The sequence below is a fragment of the Sporosarcina sp. FSL K6-1522 genome (genome assembly GCF_038622445.1).
In the GTDB taxonomy this organism is placed as follows: Bacteria; Bacillota; Bacilli; order Bacillales_A; family Planococcaceae; genus Sporosarcina.
In genome coordinates this window covers 3,516,035-3,536,314 of the sequence record NZ_CP152019.1, presented here as the reverse complement: position 1 = coordinate 3,536,314, position 20,280 = coordinate 3,516,035, and the positions used below count along the sequence as shown (strand labels likewise).

General features: G+C 38.9%; 22 protein-coding genes and 1 pseudogene. 13 read left to right on the top strand and 10 right to left on the bottom strand.

The window, feature by feature from the left end:
• Positions 1-12 precede the first annotated feature (12 nt).
• Entirely contained in the window at positions 13-2,979 is a 2,967-nt protein-coding gene (locus tag MKY34_RS17640; RefSeq protein WP_342512423.1) for a type III restriction-modification system endonuclease, read from the top strand.
• A gap of 224 nt (positions 2,980-3,203) precedes the next feature.
• Here MKY34_RS17640 and MKY34_RS17635 read toward each other — a convergent pair whose 3' ends face one another.
• Together MKY34_RS17635 and MKY34_RS17630 are read right to left on the bottom strand one after the other, a co-directional pair.
• Positions 3,204-3,911 carry a DNA alkylation repair protein gene (locus tag MKY34_RS17635; RefSeq protein ID WP_342512422.1) on the bottom strand — a complete coding sequence of 236 codons (708 nt, stop codon included), beginning with the start codon at positions 3,909-3,911 and terminating at the stop codon, positions 3,204-3,206.
• Positions 3,912-4,125: 214 nt separating this feature from the next.
• Complete coding sequence (locus MKY34_RS17630; protein WP_342512421.1) at positions 4,126-5,580, bottom strand: hypothetical protein; 1,455 nt, start codon at positions 5,578-5,580, stop codon at positions 4,126-4,128.
• Between the two features lie 191 nt (positions 5,581-5,771).
• On the opposite strand from MKY34_RS17630, the pseudogene MKY34_RS17625 reads away from it, so the two are divergent.
• From MKY34_RS17625 to MKY34_RS17575, 11 genes and pseudogenes are all read left to right on the top strand, one after another.
• Positions 5,772-5,972: pseudogene (locus tag MKY34_RS17625) on the top strand (GNAT family N-acetyltransferase); the annotation flags it as partial.
• A gap of 199 nt (positions 5,973-6,171) precedes the next feature.
• Entirely contained in the window at positions 6,172-6,444 is a 273-nt protein-coding gene (locus MKY34_RS17620) for a CD3324 family protein (protein WP_342512420.1), read from the top strand.
• 165 nt (positions 6,445-6,609) lie between these two features.
• Entirely contained in the window at positions 6,610-7,176 is a 567-nt protein-coding gene (locus MKY34_RS17615; protein ID WP_342512419.1) for a GNAT family protein, read from the top strand.
• A 35-nt stretch (positions 7,177-7,211) separates the two neighbouring features.
• Positions 7,212-7,601 carry a nuclear transport factor 2 family protein gene (locus MKY34_RS17610; protein WP_342512418.1) on the top strand — a complete coding sequence of 130 codons (390 nt, stop codon included), beginning with the start codon at positions 7,212-7,214 and terminating at the stop codon, positions 7,599-7,601.
• Between the two features lie 77 nt (positions 7,602-7,678).
• On the top strand, positions 7,679-8,176 hold the full coding sequence (locus MKY34_RS17605; protein ID WP_342512417.1) for a GNAT family N-acetyltransferase: 498 nt from the start codon (positions 7,679-7,681) through the stop codon (positions 8,174-8,176).
• A 39-nt stretch (positions 8,177-8,215) separates the two neighbouring features.
• Positions 8,216-8,857, top strand: a complete 642-nt coding sequence (locus tag MKY34_RS17600) for an HAD hydrolase-like protein (RefSeq protein ID WP_342512416.1) — start codon at positions 8,216-8,218, stop codon at positions 8,855-8,857.
• 240 nt (positions 8,858-9,097) lie between these two features.
• The gene (locus MKY34_RS17595; protein WP_342512415.1) at positions 9,098-9,634 is read left to right on the top strand and encodes a DUF1572 domain-containing protein; all 537 of its coding nucleotides are present in this window, start codon (positions 9,098-9,100) and stop codon (positions 9,632-9,634) included.
• Between the two features lie 172 nt (positions 9,635-9,806).
• The gene (locus tag MKY34_RS17590; RefSeq protein WP_342512414.1) at positions 9,807-10,184 is read left to right on the top strand and encodes a GntR family transcriptional regulator; all 378 of its coding nucleotides are present in this window, start codon (positions 9,807-9,809) and stop codon (positions 10,182-10,184) included.
• The gene (locus tag MKY34_RS17585) at positions 10,185-11,054 is read left to right on the top strand and encodes an ABC transporter ATP-binding protein (protein WP_342512413.1); all 870 of its coding nucleotides are present in this window, start codon (positions 10,185-10,187) and stop codon (positions 11,052-11,054) included.
• Positions 11,047-11,655, top strand: coding sequence for an ABC-2 transporter permease (locus tag MKY34_RS17580; RefSeq protein WP_342512412.1), 609 nt, complete (start codon positions 11,047-11,049; stop codon positions 11,653-11,655). The genes MKY34_RS17585 and MKY34_RS17580 overlap by 8 nt, the downstream gene beginning before the upstream one ends.
• 13 nt (positions 11,656-11,668) lie before the next feature.
• Entirely contained in the window at positions 11,669-11,845 is a 177-nt protein-coding gene (locus MKY34_RS17575) for a hypothetical protein (protein ID WP_342512411.1), read from the top strand.
• 371 nt (positions 11,846-12,216) lie between these two features.
• Here MKY34_RS17575 and MKY34_RS17570 read toward each other — a convergent pair whose 3' ends face one another.
• The 7 genes from MKY34_RS17570 to MKY34_RS17540 all read right to left on the bottom strand — a co-directional run bounded on the left by MKY34_RS17570 (position 12,217) and on the right by MKY34_RS17540 (position 16,205).
• Positions 12,217-12,471 (bottom strand): hypothetical protein, encoded by a 255-nt coding sequence (locus MKY34_RS17570; protein WP_342512410.1) that lies wholly within the window; start codon positions 12,469-12,471, stop codon positions 12,217-12,219.
• A 188-nt stretch (positions 12,472-12,659) separates the two neighbouring features.
• A complete protein-coding gene (locus MKY34_RS17565) occupies positions 12,660-13,205 on the bottom strand; it encodes a hypothetical protein (protein ID WP_342512409.1) in 546 nt (181 codons plus the stop codon).
• 358 nt (positions 13,206-13,563) lie between these two features.
• Positions 13,564-13,950 carry a hypothetical protein gene (locus MKY34_RS17560; protein ID WP_342512408.1) on the bottom strand — a complete coding sequence of 129 codons (387 nt, stop codon included), beginning with the start codon at positions 13,948-13,950 and terminating at the stop codon, positions 13,564-13,566.
• A 24-nt stretch (positions 13,951-13,974) separates the two neighbouring features.
• Positions 13,975-14,250 (bottom strand): YesK family protein, encoded by a 276-nt coding sequence (locus MKY34_RS17555; RefSeq protein WP_342512407.1) that lies wholly within the window; start codon positions 14,248-14,250, stop codon positions 13,975-13,977.
• A 67-nt stretch (positions 14,251-14,317) separates the two neighbouring features.
• The gene (locus MKY34_RS17550) at positions 14,318-14,998 is read right to left on the bottom strand and encodes an HAD family hydrolase (protein ID WP_342512406.1); all 681 of its coding nucleotides are present in this window, start codon (positions 14,996-14,998) and stop codon (positions 14,318-14,320) included.
• Positions 14,999-15,076: 78 nt separating this feature from the next.
• Positions 15,077-15,658, bottom strand: a complete 582-nt coding sequence (locus tag MKY34_RS17545; protein WP_342512405.1) for a GNAT family N-acetyltransferase — start codon at positions 15,656-15,658, stop codon at positions 15,077-15,079.
• 151 nt (positions 15,659-15,809) lie between these two features.
• Positions 15,810-16,205 (bottom strand): hypothetical protein, encoded by a 396-nt coding sequence (locus MKY34_RS17540; RefSeq protein ID WP_342512404.1) that lies wholly within the window; start codon positions 16,203-16,205, stop codon positions 15,810-15,812.
• Between the two features lie 240 nt (positions 16,206-16,445).
• On the opposite strand from MKY34_RS17540, the gene MKY34_RS17535 reads away from it, so the two are divergent.
• Complete coding sequence (locus tag MKY34_RS17535) at positions 16,446-19,052, top strand: cation-translocating P-type ATPase (RefSeq protein WP_342512403.1); 2,607 nt, start codon at positions 16,446-16,448, stop codon at positions 19,050-19,052.
• Between the two features lie 57 nt (positions 19,053-19,109).
• On the opposite strand, the gene MKY34_RS17530 is transcribed toward MKY34_RS17535, so the two are convergent.
• Positions 19,110-20,174 (bottom strand): Xaa-Pro peptidase family protein, encoded by a 1,065-nt coding sequence (locus MKY34_RS17530; RefSeq protein ID WP_342512402.1) that lies wholly within the window; start codon positions 20,172-20,174, stop codon positions 19,110-19,112.
• Positions 20,175-20,280 lie beyond the last annotated feature (106 nt).

Below are 20,280 nucleotides of genomic sequence, written 5' to 3'. Positions count from 1 at the left end.
GGGGGTAGTGAATTGAAGATTTTATTAGAAGAACTACCTCACCAAGAAGCTAGCTTACAAGCCATTAAGGACAATTTCACGGGAATCGATCATAACGCCAATGACCTTGATGCAAATGATGTCTATGCGAATTCATTAATCCGTGACAGATATAAGGATGCTGCGAATATCGACGTAAAGATGGAAACGGGTACGGGGAAAACTTATGTCTACACACAATTCATGTATGAAATGCATCAGCAACATGGTCTTTTTAAATTTATCATTGTCGTCCCAAGTCCGGCCATTAAAGAAGGAACGAAAAATTTCATCCAAAGTGATTATGCGAAACAGCATTTCTCTCAGTTTTATGAAAATATCAAGATTGAATTGAATGTCATTAATGCAGGCGACTTTAAAGCGAAATCCGGCCGTAAAAACTTTCCGGCACAATTGCTGAATTTTGTAGAAGGCAGCCGTCAAAATACCAATACCATTCAAGTACTGTTAATCAATGCGGGCATGTTAAATTCTTCGAATATGAAGAAATCCGATTATGATCAAACGTTAATTGGCGGTGTGACCAATCCAATGGAAGCGATACAAAAAACGCGTCCAGTCGTCATTATCGATGAACCCCATCGTTTCCCAAGAGATAAGGCCAATTATCAAGCAATCGAAGCACTTACTCCCCAAATGATTGTCCGTTTTGGCGCAACATTTCCAGAAATCACTGAGGGAAGAGGGGCAAATAAGGTCGTTAAGAAAGATTATTATCGCCAACAACCACAATTTAATTTGAATGCCATTGAGAGTTTTAATAATGGCTTGGTGAAAGGCATCGATATTTATTATCCCAATCTGACGGAAGAACAGGCGAAAAACCGTTACGTAGTGGACAGTGTGAAGGCCAAGGAACTGGTACTCAAGCAGAATGGGAAGAGTTGGACACTGCGAGTCGGCGATAATTTAGCAGAAGTGGATACGGGTTTTGAAGGGGATATCGAGTACGCAGGTTCAAAAATGTTGAGTAATGAATTAGCACTTGAAAAAGGGATGGATTTAATTCCGGGTACATACCGTTCTACGTATCAAGAGTTAATCATTCAAGAGGCGATTGATAAGCATTTTGACATCGAACAAGTGAATTTTTTGAGAGATAACCAATCGGAATATAATGCGCCGAGAATTAAAACATTAAGTCTGTTTTTTATTGATAGCATTACGAGTTATCGTCAAGAAGGTGGCTGGTTAAAAGAAACGTTTGAACGTTTATTGACAGAAAAACTGGCGCGCTTAGTGGCGGAATATGAAGGGAAACGTCTACCGAGAGAGCAGGAGTATTTAGCATTTATAAGAGCGACTCAAGCGAGTTTAGCAAGTGATCATCAAAACGTCCATGCAGGATACTTTGGGGAAGACCGAGGTTCTGGTGATGAAGCGATTCAAGCAGAAGTGGATGACATTTTAAAAAATAAAGAAAAACTATTACGTTTTACAGATGACCATGGCAATTGGCAAACAAGACGCTTCCTCTTTTCCAAATGGACGTTACGTGAAGGCTGGGATAATCCGAATGTTTTTGTGATTGCCAAATTGCGTACCTCTGGAAGTGAAAATAGTAAAATTCAAGAAGTCGGTCGAGGGTTACGATTGCCGGTAGATGAAACAGGCCATCGAATTCAGCAAGAGGAATGGCCCGCTAGGCTTGCTTTCTTAATCGGTTATGATGAAAAAGATTTTGCTCAAAAACTAGTTGAGGAAATTAATCGTGATGTAAAACTTCAATTGAATGAAGAACAATTAACGGAAGAGATGATTCAATTAATCGTCATGGAACGTCAAAAGTCGGATGCGGAATTTACAGACGAGAGATTACTGGAGGATTTAGATGCGTTAGGGATTATTAATCGCAAAAATGAATTTAAAAAAGCGATTGATATAAATGGTGTGCAGAAAGATGGATTTGAATGGCTGGTTGAACGTTATCCTGAATTGCATACCAATCGCTTACGTGAAGGAAAAGTAAGGGATACGACAAAAGCTTCAACGAAAATCCGTGTAAAGCTAAGAAAAGAAAATTGGGCAAAAGTCAAAGAGGTATGGCAACAATTTTCGAACCGCTATCTATTGGAATTCGAACGGATCCCAGAAACGATTCATTCGATGGCCGAACAAATCGTTGGAAATGCCGCGAATTATGAGCGTGAAGCTCCGACACAAACGAGGGAGTCGCTACATGCTAGTAGTGATAACAAGCGCGTGATTTCGACAGAACAACAGACCGAGTACCAACGTGTATATCTGCCAGGTATGGCCTATGGGAAGTTTGTGAAAGCCATTCATACCGCGACCGGGATACCTGTCAAAGACATTCATCTCCATGTATTTACACTGTTGAAATCAGATTTACAAGGAGATACTCAATTTTTAAGTGAAGTGTCGCTGACGAATATTACACGCGCGTTTAAAAAGCAGTTTGATGAAGTGTTTGCGCAAGCGTATGCCTACAAAAAATTGGATTTCCAAGCACATACATCGATTTATAATCCTGAGCTGGATTGTTTCGTGGAGGATATCAATGCCGAAGTGGTTGGGCTACATATAGATGAACAAGCACAAGAAGATCCTCGCTATCTCTATGAACTGCCGCCAATGCGTTACGATAGTGTAACACCTGAGAGAGAGTTATTGCGACATGGCTATAGTGACAAGGTAACGGTTTTTGGGAAGTTGCCTAAAAGGGCGATTCAAGTACCTAAGTATACGGGAGGTTCCACAACGCCAGACTTTATGTATATGATTGAAAAAGAAGATGATACAACGGTTTATTTACTTGTTGAAACAAAGGCGGAGAATATGCGGTTGGAGGATCAAAGATTAGTTGCTATTCAAAAGAAGTTCTTTGATACATTGAAAGAACATCATGTGGAATTTGAAGAGGCGACAAGTGCGCAGCAAGTTTATTCTAGGATTAGAAAACTGGCTGGAGAGGATTAAATAACTATATAGACTGAACTGAAGAGTCACCCTAACATCGCTCGGCGCTTGCGGATGCCTCCCGCCATAAGCCAGGCAGAAAACCACTGCCAGTCTTATGGCTTCGGCGACCGCTTGTAAGGTGCCTTCGCTGAAGAGGAGATGGAAATCTACACATACATATAACACAGCGTTCAACTTCTGAACGCTGTTATATGTGTTTGAATGGAAATCCTACGCTTTTTTCAACATCTCACATGCTTGCGTTTAAAACCAATTTTTCCTCGCTCGACTTCTTTTTGAATGCTCTCGTAAGCGTTCAGCATACTGCTTTTTTTCTTGTCTCGTTTCACTTCTACGATACCGACTGCCTGAGCGGTTTCGATAGCTTTTTCATGGAGTGGCACATAGGAAACGCCTACAGTGGATAGAAAATTATTCATCGCAGATTTCGTGCGTTCTGGCGCATCATGAATCGTATTTTGCACTAGACCAAGCATATCGGAAATCTTGCTTTCGGAAAACTCAACGTCTTTTCGATTCCCTAATAGCCAGCAATAGCAACTCCAGCCCGCTGACATGCGTAGCTCTTCGCCGCTCGCAATCCATTTATCCGCGACTTGTTGCGCAATATCTGACTCGGATAATGTGACCGCCACTACATAATCAGACAGCATATAAAAATATGCCGCATCCATCCAACGATCATAATCCGCCTCCGTCATCGCTTTAGGATCTGCAATAATGCCTGCAAAGTACATGGCATCGTAGTTCCCTGTCGCATAAAGCTCTTCGGCTAATGGCTGATTGATCTTTATCTTCTTGACGATTGGTTTCATCGCACCTGTAGCCACGCCGAAAACCGGCTCGTGTGCACCATTAGACATGTACATTTTTTTCATACGTTCCTTGCCAAGCGCTTCAAGCTCCAGCATCACTTCATTTACATTCATTGTTTTGCACATCCTTTATTTAGGCCGTTGATGGCCTACTAATTCGCTCATTCTATCCATTATCCTATAACAAACACTTGGTGGTTGTCATTAAATAAAAAGGGGATAGGGAAGAAGGTCGTGTATCCAAAGCAATCCAAAAACAATATATATAGTGCCTAGTGTATAATATAGTTATTTGGGGGCTAATCAATAGATGTGACAATATATTTTTTCATCTTTGTGGAATCGGCATGTCTTCCCACGAATAATCAGGTGCTGTTGCAACCCATAATGTATCTCCCATAATATCTACATCATAAACAACGATGAAATCTCCCGCATCAAACACTTTTTCGGATTTACTTTCATCTTTAACGTTAATGGAATAAATAGCTTCACCTCTATGTTTGATTCCGAATAATTTCTCTCCTTTTTTAATAAGTTTAACCATCATTTTATCAACTTGAATCTTTCTCCATGTCTCGTCCGGAAGATCTTGGATCCAAATTTCGCTTTCCATGAGTATGAATAGCTTATTATTCATCACTTTCATATCCTGAGGTACATCATTACTATTCGGCATGGTTATTTCGTTCCATCCATCATTTGTCTTTAGAAAAATTTTCCTTTCTTCTGTGAATATCACCAAATCCCCATTATCCGAAATTTGAACAGCATAAATTGGTTTGGGTACAATAGCTTGTTCCCAACTTTCCCCTCTAGTGGTTGTATGATAAATCTTTCCATTTGATAGCACAGCTATATGGTTATTAATTGAATAATCGACGTTCTCAATTCTGTGATTTAATGAAAGAATTTTCGTTCCTTTCCTTTTTGTTGTCAGACCTGCCCATACTTCTTTTTCCGTTGCTACATATAATTGTTCGTTGCTATCAAACCACGCGTGTGTGACATAATTATTTGCCTGGAGCTCTGTCCAGGTCTCTCCATTGTTAGGGCTCCATTCAATAAAAGGTTGCTTGGTTACACTAAATTGTGTTGGCTTTTTGTCTCCCCATACCACTAACTTATTGTTTCCAGCGACAACCCCCGTAATCGCCATCCCTTTTTTGGTCAGGTTATCGGTACCATTATGTTTGGATAGTAATCCTCCGCCGTATGGTAATTTATGAATGGCACTGACCATATCTCCGTCTTGGGTATTGAATGAAATACGAGTAAAACGGCTATCTTGATCATTTCCAAACACTGTTAAAATCGGCATTCCATCGATATTGTCAAGTGTAAAATGATATCCGGTTGCCCAATCTTTTCCCGGGTTTAGTCCGTATTTATCCTTTGCTAGTTGGAGAACATCGGAGCTATCCAACTTAATGTCATCATAATGTATTGCTGGATCCGGGGTTTGCTTACTCGGTTCAAACACAGTGATTTTCTTTTCAGAGATACCAATTAGTACATAATCATCTGTACCTGGAACGATAAAGATCATAGTCCATACAAAGCGTTTTCCTGTTTCTCCTCTCGAGCCTCCCATCGTTTCATCCACACTGTTTACTCTTGTAAGTGTTGCATTTACATTCCATTCTTTTGCTTTCTCGAATCCAATGTCAATCGCTTCTTTCAGCGTAATTTCACCATCTGAAGCGATTCCTTCATGACCAATCAAATTTATAAAAACTAAAAAAATAACGAACAAACAGGAGACTTTTTTTAAGAAACTCAAAATTACCACCACCTTATGATTGATGTGTCAATTTAGGGTGGAGTAAATAGCTCGTTATATACCCGATTAGGTTCCAAGCGGTCACTCATACAATTTGTGATCAATCGGGTTTCAAAGTCAGTCGCTTTCTTATATGATAAAAGCTACGTCTTATTGAATTGATCAAACGTAATACTAAAAAGGGGCTGCATATTGGAAAATACCTCATTAATAAAGCGATGGATATAGCGATAAGCCAAAATAAAGAGGCAATCTGGCTAGGTGTTTGGGAAAAGAATGACAATGCCATTGATTTTTATAAAAAAATTGGTTTTGTCCAAGCTGGCGCTCACTCTTTTTATATGGGAGATGAGGAACAAATGGATATTATCATGACCAAATCCTTGATATAGTTTAAGTAAGGGAGGTTTTTAATAATGAAATATTATGTAGGGTTATTCGAGACAAATTCTCATACTCATGCAAAGCCTATTATTGGACAGGCGATACTTTGCATGGGGCGAAATATATAGTTTTATCGCTACATAAATCAATCTAATAATTTGGCTTTGCACCTTATTTATTCAGAAATGAAATAGGGAGCGAGCGAAATTGAAGTATATAAATGCTGCAAAAGTTTTACCGGAAAATTTATTGGTAGAGATCCAAAAGTATGTCCAGGGAGAAAATCTGTACATTCCTAAACAAGAAACAAACCATAGAAAATGGGGAACGAAGAGTGGCGGAAGACAGTTCATAGATTGTCGTAACAGTGACATCAAGGCGTCTTTTCGCAAGGGAAAAAGTATCCAGCAACTAGCGGATGAATATACTCTCTCAGTTGAAACCATTAAAAAAATCGTTTATTCGCGAAAAAAAGTATAGAAGAAATATGATCTCCCTCTGGAACATTATGATCCAGAGGGTTTTCTGTTTTAGGATAATCAATTGTAGGTAGAAAACAATTAGCAATTGTTTTAGGTCTATCATGGCATTGCGTATACTAGTAATATGAAATCATACACAATAATGATGTGAGGAGAATTGGAAATGAAACCGGAAAGTGAAAGAATTTATTTGCGATCACTTCAAGAGAGCGATGCACCGATGATGTTAGGAATTACTATGGAAGAAGAAATCCGATATATGACAGGAACAAAGCCTCATTTCACGTTAGAACAGATCCAAGCCCATATCAACAATCTAAACAACGATTCATCACGTTATGATTTTGCGATCTGCTTGAAAGAAAATGACCAGATGATAGGCGAATTATCGATTTTTGATATTGATGAAGAAGATAAAAAAGCAGGGTTTAGAATTTCGATGAGTTCGATTGCGCTAACGGGCAAAGGATATGGAACAGAAGCTATACAAATTGTACTGCAATTTGTTTTTGAAGAACTACAGTTAAATCGTCTGCAGTTAGAAGTATTTAGCCATAATTTGCGAGGAATAAGAGCCTATGAGAAGGTTGGCTTTGTAAAAGAAGGCGTTTTGCGTGAATCGTTATACTACAATGGACATTATTCAGATGAAATTATTATGGCCATCTTAAAAAGTGATTATAGAAATACATTTGTGCAAGCTCCATTATCAGATGATTTTGTTATATGATAAAAGCAACGTTATACTAAAAGGAGTGGTCTTTTGTGGAACACGAATTAAAGGAGTTTATCAAGAAATGTGATCAAGCAATCAAACGGGAAGATTTTGATACGCTGAAGAATTACTATACGGACGATGCGATCTTGGTAGTAAAACCGGATATGATTGCACGTGGAAAAGAAGAAATCAAACAAGCATTTATTAAAATCGCGAAGTATTTTAATAACAGTTTGGTTCCAACACAAGGAGAAATGATTATTTTAGAAGCCGGGGATATTACATTAGTTATTTCCCAAACGTTACTGGATGCCGAAAAACATGAAACGGAGTATTCAATGGACAGAAGAGCAACGTATGTGTTTAAGAAAAATACACAAGGCGAATGGCTTTGTGCAATTGATAACTCCTATGGCACAGACTTAATTGATATGTAGATTGATATGTTATTTTTTGAAATGCCATAGTAGATTAAATTGGCGTATTTTCTTGACGACGAAGAGGTGAGTTCATTTTGGAAATATCAATTGTTAGATTACAAGATAGAGATGCGGAAGAATTGTATCGATTTGAAATGGAGAATCGACGATTTTTCGAGGAAATGGTGCCCAGCCGAGGGGATGGTTATTATCAATTTGAAACGTTTAAGATAAGACACCAGGATTTATTAGTAGAACAGCAAGATGAAAGGTCGGAATTTTATCTGATTAGGGATAACTCAGGTAATATTGTTGGGAGAATTAATTTAGTTGATATAACTAACAATGTGGCGGAAGTTGGTTTTAGAGTAGGCAAAGAATATGTCGGAAAAGGCATAGGGACTACAGCGTTGAACCTTTTGTTGAAAACAGCGATACATGTAGAAAAGGTCATAGGAAAAACAACAACCAATAATATAGCATCTCAAAAGACTTTAGAGAAAAATGGGTTTAAACAAGTTTACATAAGTGATGAACTATTTGAGATGAACGGGCAACAATTGCAGTTTATCCATTACATTTGGGAGCGCTAAAAATAGTTCACTTTTAAACTAAAAGATGGGAGCCTCAAAATGACACAGGCAATACTATTTGATATGGATGGTACATTATTTCAAACGGACTTAATTTTAGAACCGGCTTTAGAAGCGACGTTTGAGGTTTTGCGGAAAGAGCGGCAATGGCAAGGCGAAACACCGATTGAAAAGTACCGTGAAATTATGGGAGTGCCATTATCTGTCGTATGGGAAACGCTTTGTCCGAACCATTCTCTTGAACTTCGCAACAAGAGTAATGATATTTTTCAACAACAACTTATCACGCTAATTAGTAAACATAGAGGTGCGCTCTATGATGGGGTTGAAGAAACATTGGCGTTTTTAAGTGAGCGCTATCCATTATTTATCGCAAGCAATGGCTACATAGAGTACTTAGCGGCGATTGTGGAGGCCTATCAGCTACAGCGATTTATTCAACAAACGTATAGTATCCAGTCCATTGCTTCGGGAAATAAGTCGGAGCTAGTCGAGTTGGTGAAAACAGAGCATCAAATTCAAGGCGGTTTTGTAGTGGGGGACCGTGCTTCCGATATCCAAGCAGCAAAAGATAATCATTTTACATCGATCGGTGTACGTTTCGATTTTGCGCAGGATAGTGAGCTTCAGTATGCGGATCATGTAGTCGATTCATTTAAGGATATCGTAAAAGTGATATAATTGGATTATACAAAAACTGTTGCCAGTGACATCAAACGCTTGCCGAGTTCAAACCAACGGAACCAATAGAGCTAGTTGTCCAAGTGTTTTGTTGTAAGGCTTTATGATCGTGATGTTTCAGAGGGGGGCTGTTTTAGGGCTAGATGGAAAGGCGATATTTTAAGTTAAAGGGGTAATCAATCGAGTAATTCATCTGTGTAAATGGAATCACTTATTATTCACATATGGGGGAGAATTATCATGCAGCTAGGCAATGAATATGTGCGTGTTGTGCGGGAACGATTTCAAGAAGTCAAGGGCCTCGGGGATAAGACGATTAGTCAATTGGCGGAAGCTGATATTCATTGGAAGTTGAATGAAGCTTCAAATAGTGTTGCGGTTATCGCAAAACACTTGGGTGGAAATATGGTATCCAGATGGTCTGATTTTTTCATTTCCGATGGGGAAAAGCCCGACAGGAATCGTGAACAAGAATTTGAGGATGATATCTCGTCAAAACAGGAATTGCTCACCGTTTGGGAAAAGGGCTGGAATACTCTCTTTAAGGCGTTAGATGAATTGGAAGGGCAGGATTTATTAAAAAGCATATACATCCGTGGGGAGCGTCATACGGTGTTGGAAGCGATCGAAAGGCAAATGGCTCACTATGCGTATCATATCGGGCAAATTGTTTTTATTGGCAAGCAATTAAGAGATGAGAGTTGGGAAAGCTTGAGTATTCCAAAAGGCAAATCGGAAGAGTATTTGCAGGAGATGCTGAAAAGACGTCAGTCGTAACATGTTAAATCTCCAGTTGACTTTACTAATTAGAATAAAAACCACGTAGTTTGCTCAATTTCGCAAACTACGTGGTTTTTACTTTTCCCAAAAATAAAACTTGAAAAACAATCCTAATGTGTATATAGTGTATATAAAGTATATATACACTATTTCAAAAAGAGGTTTTTGCATGCAAATACTTATTTCGAACAGTTCAAAAGAGCCGATTTACGGGCAGATTTATGCGCAAATCAAGAAGCTCATCTTGATGGGGGAGTTACAAGAAGGGCAGCCGCTTCCTTCGATGCGCCAGCTCGCGAAGGATTTGGAGATTAGTGTCATTACAACGAAGCGTGCCTATGAAGAGCTGGAGAAAGATGGTTTTATCTATTCCATTATGGGAAAAGGTTCGTTCGTGGCGGAGCAAAATATGGAAATGATGAAGGAACGAAAAATGAAAGTGATTGAAGAAAAGTTGCTGGCTGCTATTCAAAACGGTAAGGAAATGGGCCTGAGCTTAGCTGAGCTCAAGGAAATGCTAACATTAATGTATACGGAGGATGACTAAATGGAAAACGTAATTGAATTACAGCATGTGAATAAATCATTTGATGGCTTTCAACTAAAGGATTTTTCACTGACGGTTAAAAAAGGTTTCGTGACGGGGTTTATCGGGGGAAATGGTGTGGGGAAGTCAACGACCATTAAATTAATTATGAATTTATTACAACCAGATAGCGGGACGATTTCGATATTCGGGTTGAATTATCAGGACCATGAAAAAGAAATCAAACAGCGCATTGGTTTTGTCTTTGATGAAAATATTTTTTATGAACATATCACGTTAGCAGAAATGAAAAAAATACTAAAACCGTCCTATTCCAATTGGGATGATGACCTATTTACTCATTATGTCCAAACATTTGAGCTGCCGCTCAATAAAAAGATTAAAACCTTTTCGAAAGGAATGATGATGAAAGCGTCGTTAACAATCGCTTTATCGCATCATGCGAAATTAATTATTATGGATGAACCAACGTCTGGATTAGACCCGATTTTTCGTAGGGAGTTGCTAGATATTTTACATGATCTCATGCAGGACGGAGATAAAACGATTTTCTTCTCGACACATATCACAACCGATTTGGATCGCATTGCAGATTATATTACATTTATTCATAAAGGGGAGCATATTTTCACAAAGGAATTTTATAAAGTTGAAGAAGAGTATGCTGTTGTTAAAGGCGGCCTGGAGCTATTAGACGCGGATACAGAACGGGAATTTATAGCCATTCGAAAATCTGCTCATGGTTTTGTGGCATTAACGGATAACAAGGTACGTATTGAAAATCTTTTTGGAGACATGGCTTTGATTGAGAAGGCAAGTCTTGAAGATATTATGTTTTATACAAAGAAAGGGGCTGAGCAGCTTGTTTAATTTAATACGGAAAGATATCCTTTTGCAAAAGACGACGTTACTCATTTTATTACCAATGTTAATTGTGTATCTATTTCTAGAAAACTCCATTATTTATGGGGGAATTTTATTTAGCATTGCCATTATCATGAATGCTTTTAGTGTGGATGAAAAGTCTTCCATTCATATGTTGCTCAATTCTTTGCCTTATACACGAAAAGAAATTGTCAGTTCAAAATACATGGGGGCACTTGTTTTCATAGGGATGGTTGTTTTCACTATTTTTGTTGGCAATGCTCTGATCCATCAAGAACTAATGATATGGAAAGACATCCTGTTTATTGTGGGCCTTGTGATGGTAGCGATATCACTGTTATTTCCATTTTCGTATAAATTCAAAAGCCAATATATGTTCATTGGCGGGCTTGTTTTGTTAGTCATTTATCTAGCGGTAATTCCATTAATTATTCCTAACGTGAACGACCAAATTAGAGGATTTGTGCATGAGGTTTTAACGTTACCAACTACGCAGTTCTATTTATTCATTGGCCTATCGGTTATAGTGCTCTACGCTTGTTCATGGTTGCTGTCGATTCGGATTTATGGGAAGAAAGTGTTTTAAGGGGGATGAAATAATGAAGAAAACAGCCGTTATCGGAATTATTATAGGCATAGGATTAGTAGTTCTTCTAAAAGTATTCCAAAGTTCCATCCCGCGAATCAGTGATCCATTGACGAATTACATCATATTAATAGGCTTTGTGTTTTTTATTATAATCTTTGGAGGAGCTCAGCTCAGGAAAAATAAATAGTTTGTATGAAGTGGAGAATCTAGGAGTAGGACTCAATTTTATAGCAAACAAAAAAGCTCAGATTACATTCTGGGCTTTTTTAATCGCACCGGACTGCTAATTAATATTGTCCTTATTTCCCATCGATTTAATAAACGCTGGAATTCCGACAAATACAATCACACCAACTATCAGTGTTATAAAAGTACTCAAATTTATCACTTTTGTTAAGAGAAGCACAAGAAGAGTAATAAGCAAAAATACTCGCCAATAAAAAAGCTTCTTTTTCAACGAGACACCTCCCGTTTATATTCGTCAATACTTTCAATAAAGAAAACACACTACTCTCCAAGCTAATCAACAGAACCAAATTGCAACCATAATTTCCGATATTACATCATACTCGCGACGATAAATACGTAACTAAAAAAAGCAATTGGGGCAAAAGTGATGAATAGTCCTACAATCCGTGTTCTTTGTTTAAATTGTAAAGCTAATCCCATTGCCCAGACTAGAATCCAGCCAAGGTAGGCTATATTGTTAGTAGAACCTTCCCCAATTCCACTCATAGCATAACTTACAACGCTCATAGTTATCGCAACTATGCCAGTGATTATATTGATCGCAATTAACAAAATTCTGTTCATACTCATTCCTCCTACCTTAATGTATGATTTGCCTGATAGCATAGACGGATGCTAGGCAACTGAAATTGGATAAGTTGAAAAAACGATTGGTGCAATAAATGTCAAATTAATATACCGATATAAGGGGGTTGAATTTATGCCCTTTGAATGGGGGCTGTATCTGCGTACCACTCTCACTAAATTTATAATTAATCATATCCCCCTGTAGACTCAGGAAGTAATAAATATGCCTCTTTACTTTTGATCAGACTAAATACGTAATTTCGCAACTCCAGTAGCTGCTTTGCGTCGTTGGTAGGTTCACAGTACTCTTCTGAAAAAGAATGCGTGATGGTTTCTCCATTGATAGTAATTTTCCATTGATCCTCTTCGTGTGGTTCTTGTACGCAAACGGTTCCGTTGATAGGATCAGGTATAAATTTTTTAGCTTCTATTATACGAACATCTTTCATTTCCTCATAAATTGCAGCCAATTCCTCATCTGAGAAGGTCACAGCTGCGGTTGCTGTTCCATCTTCTATTAAATCCTTGGTTACGGTACCTTTGAATGTATCGATTTCATTATTTTTTCCCACACCAAACTGAATAGAAAACCCAAAGTCATTGGGCATATCTTCTGGCATAGTTTGAACAGTAGAATTCGTCTCGTTTGAAGTGGGGCCATCAACTGTATTCGATGGGTTACAAGCATTTAACACGAAGGTGAATAAAATAACAGGCAATAATCTTTTCAACCAAATCCCTCCTATATTAGTAGACGGTTACTCGTTGGAAAGGTTACCTATTTTTCCCGGAAGAAGGGCCATTTTAGGAGGACTCGATTTTAATTGATTATCGCGTCTGCTTGTGAAAGAAGAATCTAAACGGAAAGCGATTATTTATTTGACCTGTTTTTTTAATGTTTCAATGTCTTGTCTGAGTTTTGCGTTTTGTTTTTTTGATTTTAGTTACCTCAACAATAGTAAATAATAAACTCGCTAATGTCAGATATACCAAAATTGTAGTGAAAGACATATAAATAAACCTCCCTATTTACTTCTGCAAAACGGCCTGATTCTGATATACGACTTTGCCATTATCGCACCCGTTTGTTTAAAACAGAAAAATATAAGCGACTACGCCGAATATCCCTATTGCAATCATAGCAATCCCTTTCACTGTACTTTTATTTCTGTTCACCAATTCCTCCACCCACATTACACACCAACCAAAGAACACGAAACCTATTCCCGAATGTTGCAAGACTTTTATGCCTGGTGCTGAAATAGAACCGGTAAAAAAGACAAGCAAACCAATCGTTACAGGTGCAATTCCTAAAATAAATAAAGGTTCTTTCATTTCTTTTATAATCTCGCGCCGTTTTTCTTCTTCCATTTTGCTGAAAGAACGCCAAGTAAGCAGAATGGGCAGCCCCCATAGAAATACTATATATACAAACTGAATTAGTCTCATACCAGTACCTTTCTCATTTTTCTTCATAATCTGGCCCGATTGCGGTACAAATTACACACTTATATTTTTACTGAAAATGCCAATTACAGCACCTATCCATGTTCCTAGTAGAACGCTAATTGCAACAAATCCTAGTCCCAAACCGTCCCATCCACCAACGACCAATAGACCGAATACGACTAAGCCGAAACAAATCAAGCTCAATACGAACGAAACTGTATATAAGGCTTTTCGTGATACCTTACGAGATACGAAGTAAATCCCAACAATAAATAGTATCCCCAGAAGTAATATGGGTGTCCATCCTTCTAGCATAAATGCATTCATTTTCGTCCACTCCTTATCTAGTCGGGTGATGTGGACGCAATCATATTCGATTATCACGTCCAATTTCTTAACAAGACTCTACTCTTTCACTTAAATTTCTAATGATTAATGGAAGTTCTTTTAAATCATTAACTGTGAAAGCTGTTTCAAAACCGTCCCATTGAAGATCTTTTTTCCAAATACCTGTCATCCCGATACCTTGAGCAGCCTTTACGTCATTTTTAGGGTGATCCCCAACAAATATGCTTTGTTCAGGTGATACATTAAGTTTCTCTAGGGCTTTTTTAAAAATTTCAGGATCAGGTTTTTTTGTACCTTCCCACTCAGATATCAAAATCACGTCAAAATATTGCTCAATTCCTAAAGCTTTAATATTATCCATTTGAAATTGACCATAACCATTTGTAATCATGCCTAAAGCAACATTGCTGCTCTTTAATTCCTCAAACATCTGAATTAGGTTATCAAAAGGAACGCAATTAAACCTAAATTCACTGATGTAATCTTGAAGCAATTCCTCCCAAGTCATTTCGGAAATATTAAATTCTTGAGTTAATTGTTGGTATACCTTATCTTTCCAAACATACCCACGCTTGTCGAGTTCAATAAACCTTGTAATGTATGTATCTTTCGGTATATGGCTAACCCATTTATTCAGTCGTTCATATTGGTTGTTTATGAACACTTTTACTGATTCGTCTCGATTTAACAAAGTTCCATCTAAATCAAATAAAACAGCCTTTATCATTTCTCCAACTCCTTAATACAGTTTATATGTTTATTTACCTAAATGACCTATTCATGGATGCTATCAAATACCATTAAATTACCTCAGTGAAGATAGCCTATTTGAATTCATGTAATACACCAGGTTATCGGTCCACTCTCCAAATTCAAATATAAATCCTTTTCTAATGCATTCAAATTCCATTCCTACGCTTTCCGCTAATTTGATGGAAGGCTTATTATCAACATTTATATGAGCTTCAATGCGATGGAAGTGGAGATTTTGAAAAGCGATATTAAGCGCTCCTTTTACTGCTTCTTTCCCGTAACCATTGCGCCAATATTGATTGTGAATGGTATATCCCAAGAGTCCCCACTGAAATTCGTCTCTCATAATCGTGCTAAATTCAACCTTACCAACGTGTTTTTGATCCGACTTCCGAAAGATACCAAAAACGTATGCCTCGTCCCGGTCAGCTAATCCTTGAAGTTTTGTAACTACATCATCATTGAATTTTTTCTGAGTCCATCCGTTCAAGTCCATTTTGTCGTCATCGTATTTATACTGTGAAGGAAATCTGTTACGACACCCCTCCAGCCAAAGTTCATAATCCTTATTTTGTAACGGTCTTATGACCAGTCTCTCTGTATCTGATTGAATTTTGATTTTTTCAGTTTTCAATGTGGACATCTCCTCTCCAGCGAAGGCGCCTTACAAGCGGTCGCCGAAGCCGTAAGACTGGCAGGGGGTTTCTGCCTGGCTCACGGCGGGAGGCATCCGCAAGCGCCGAGCGGTGTTAGTGGAATACTTTAGTTCCGTTTACATAGATGTATTAATTCACTCTTTTCAATTCAATTTTCTCTTCATGCTCTCCCCAAACAATCGAGACTTTAAAGGAGTCATCTTTATAGTCAGGGCGTTTTTCATCTAAACAACCTGGTGAATGACTCGTTTTACCATTCTCGTCCAAATCAAGATACAATTCGCAACTACCTCCAGTAGGAGATACGTAAGAAAATGTGAGTGTTGTTGGGCTATCTTCCCCTATATATTGAATATCGACATCTTGCATGCCTATGTCATCTTTGTTTTCTTTATTTTCGTTTATGTGGTATTTGACTTCCCAATTATCTGTTGCGCCTTCGTAAGTTAAGTCTTTGCCCCCGCAACCTACTAACAACACGCTCATGAGTAAGAAATAGAATAGAAAATAAGATTTACGCCTCATGTTATACGCACCTCCATTGGATTTATTAAGAATAATTTCCTTATATACCCTCATTATACGCAACATTCCGAGTTCCAACAACGGAGTTTTCTGAATTCATCTAGCCTGCTTCCAACCAATCATATAATTTCACTTTCAATTAGCATACTAGCACCCAACAAAGAATAGGATTGTAATAGGACAAGTGCAAGACTATTTGACGGAATTTGACACACTATCTGCAAAAGAAAGGACAATCAAATGCCAAACTACCATCAGCAATCATCCGTTGAAGTAATGGAGAAATTGGACGTGACTCGCCAAGGGTTGAGTGATGTGGACGTCCAAATGAGACAAGAAGCATACGGTACGAATGAATTGGCGGAAGGAAAAAGGACAAGTACATTTGCCGTTTTCTTTGGGCAGTTTAAAGATTTATTGGTCATTATTTTGCTCATAGCTGCCTTCGTTTCATTTTTACTAGGGGAAGTTGAAAGTACGATTGTCATCCTGATTGTTGTCCTGCTAAATGCCGTCCTTGGCACGGTGCAGCATGTAAAGGCAGAGCAGTCGTTGGCTAGTTTAAAAAACTTAACCTCACCAGTTGCCAAAGTAATGCGCAATCAGCAGCTTGTAGAGGTTCCTTCCAAGGATATAGTCGTTGGGGATCTGCTCTATTTGGAGGCGGGGGACTATATTAGTGCAGATGGTCGATTAATCGAAAGCCATCATTTGCAAATCAATGAAAGTTCGCTGACAGGTGAATCATTGGCTGTTGAGAAAAGCATCGCACCCATCAAAGCAGACCAAGTCACCATTGGGGATCAAAAAAATATGGTGTTCACGGGCAGCTTTGTCACCAATGGACGTGGGATTGTTGCTGTAACGGCGATTGGTATGGAAACGGAAATCGGGAAAATCGCCAACTTACTTGATACAGCGAAAGAGAAGAAAACTCCTCTTCAAGTGAGTCTCGATCATTTCGGCGAAAAATTAGCATTAGGGATTACCATCATTTGTTTAGCGATTTTCACGATTGACCTATTCAGGGGACGCGAGTTAGTCGAGTCATTTATGTTCGCAGTATCGCTTGCGGTTGCAGCCATTCCAGAAGCATTGAGTTCGATTGTGACCATTGTGCTGGCTTTTGGGACACAGAAAATGGTCAAGGAAAATGCGGTCATTCGCAAGCTATATGCTGTTGAAAGTTTGGGCAGTGTCTCGGTCATTTGTTCAGATAAAACAGGTACATTAACCGAAAATAAAATGACAGTGCAACATGTTTATGTGGATCAAAAAGTCATGCCATCTGATCAATTACAAACAGAAACGCCGATTCAGCAAAAGCTGCTCCTACAAGCATTATTATGTAACGACGCGTTAGAAAAGGATGATAAAGAAATTGGTGATCCTACTGAACTAGCACTCGTCAAATTGGGGAAGCAGTATCATTTTGATGAAGTAACCGTCAGAGATCACTATCCAAGAGTGGCAGAAATTCCGTTTGATTCAGATCGAAAACTGATGACGACCGTGAACCGGGTTAATCAGCAAACAATGATGATCACAAAGGGGGCCGTAGATGTTCTTCTCCCTAAAATCGTGAAAATTGAAACGTCTATAGGTACACAGAGGATGACGGAAATGCAGCGTAAAAAAATCGAAGGCATGAATCAGGAGTTTTCGATGAATGGATTGCGCGTATTGGCCATTGCTTACAAAGAGATACCAGCCTACCAAGCAAGTGATGCCTGGTCTGAGAGTGACTTCATCTTTGTCGGCTTACTGGCGATGATGGACCCACCGAGAAAAGAGTCACAAGCAGCGGTCGAAAGCTGTATAAAGGCCGGCATTAAACCGGTTATGATAACGGGTGACCATAAGCTAACCGCAACTGCGATTGCCGAACAAATTGGCATTTTACAAGATCCATCAGAAGTGATGGAAGGGGCCGAAATTGAAGCACTAACGGATGAACAACTGCAAGAGAAAGTGCAGGATGTATCTGTTTACGCTCGCGTAACGCCTGAGCATAAAATTCGCATCGTCAAAGCGTGGCAGGAAAAAGGACATGTCGTTGCGATGACAGGGGATGGTGTCAATGATGGCCCGGCCTTGAAACAAGCCGATATCGGTGTAGCGATGGGGAAAACTGGTACCGAAGTAGCGAAAGATGCATCCGCGATGATCTTAACGGATGATAATTTTGCCACGATTGTCAAAGCGATTTCGAATGGCAGAAGTATCTATACGAATATTAAAAACGCGATACTCTTTTTATTGTCGGGAAATGCCGGTGCGATTTTTGTTGTGTTATATGCAACGGTACTTGGTTTACCTGTTCCGTTTGCACCTGTGCATCTGTTATTCATTAACTTATTGACCGACAGTTTGCCGGCTATTGCGATTGGGTTAGAGCCGCATAATAAAAAGACGATGAAGGACAAGCCGAGAGATATTCATACACCATTATTAAATAAATCCGTGACGACACAAGTGGTACTTGAAGGGGTGTTAATCGCCATTTCAACGATTATTGCATTTCGAATCGGCTTGCAGGCGGGAGACACGCTAACCGCCAGTACAATGGCATTTGCAACTTTATGTTTGGCACGATTGGTACATGGTTTTAACTCCCGATCTAACCAATCGATCTTCACAATCGGTGTCTTTTCAAATATGTACACGTGGCTCGCATTTGTCATTGGAGTGCTAAGTTTGCATGCCGTCTTATTTGTTCCATCGTTGACAGGCATGTTTGAAGTCGCCGTATTAAATGGGAGGCAATTAGGGTTTATTTATTGCTTGTCGTTTATGCCGTTTTTAGTGAATCAGTGGTATAAGGTGTTGTTTGTGCGGGGGAGATGAAGGCGAAAAGGGATATCCAGTTGAAGGATATCCCTTTTCCAATTGTTCAAACCTCAGTTACAAAATAATCAATTCTTTTGGTGATTTTGTAATAATCTCGATGCCATCTTTTTTCATAATAATATCATCTTCAATGCGTACGCCACCCAAATCAGGTATGTAGATGCCCGGCTCGATTGTTAATACCATTCCTTCCTCTACATGCTGCTCACAAGTTGTGTTCATGAAAATATCTTCATGGATATACAAGCCAATCCCATGTCCCATGCCGTGTCCATAATTGTCACCATAGCCTTTATCCCTAATTAGATCACGTGTTAATGCATCTGCTTCTTTCCCAGTCATCCCTATCTTGATACCTGCTAGTGCATGTTCAAGGGCATCATGAACAATGGAATAGATTTCTTTCAACTTAGGATCTGGTTCTCCGACTGCAATTGTTCGTGTCATATCGGAGCAATACCCTTGATAATAAGCGCCAAAATCAAGCGTAATCATATCGCCTTTTTCCACTACTTTGTTACTCGCCACACCATGCGGCAGTGAAGAACGAACGCCAGATGCGACAATGGTGTCGAAGGAGGAAGAAGTCGCGCCTAATTTCCGCATGTGGAATTCCAGTTCATTTGAAATTTCGATTTCGGTTCGTCCAGGTTGAATGAACGTTAGAATATGCGTAAAGGCTGTATCCGAAATTTCAGCCGCTTTTTTCAAAATGGCAATTTCCGATTCGCTTTTAATCGTTCGCAACTTTTCTACGACATTAGAAACAGGCACTAGCTCTGCTTTAACCGATTTTAGCAACTGGGAATAGTAGAAATAAGATTGGTGTTGCTGTTCAAACCCAAGTTTTTTAATCCCAAAACGTTCTGCAAGAGTTGCAATCTCTTCATAAATAATCGTTCGATTGATTTCTTTAATCGTGAAATTCGTAGCTTGTGTATTCGCCTGACTAACATAACGGAAATCGACTAATAAGTATGCATCTGTCTTCGTCACAAGTACCGTCCCCGCAGAACCTGTAAAATTCGTCAAGTATCTCCGATTCATCGCATCTGTAATCAGTATGCCGTCAATCCCTAATGCATCAAACGTTTCTCTTAATTTCACTAACTTCTCCATTGTAAAACCCCCATCAAGTTGTTTTCGAATAGTTCTATAGAAAGAAAGTATTCCAACTATTAATATGGCATAAGATTTGCTGAAATAATAGTGTTTTGTTTAGATC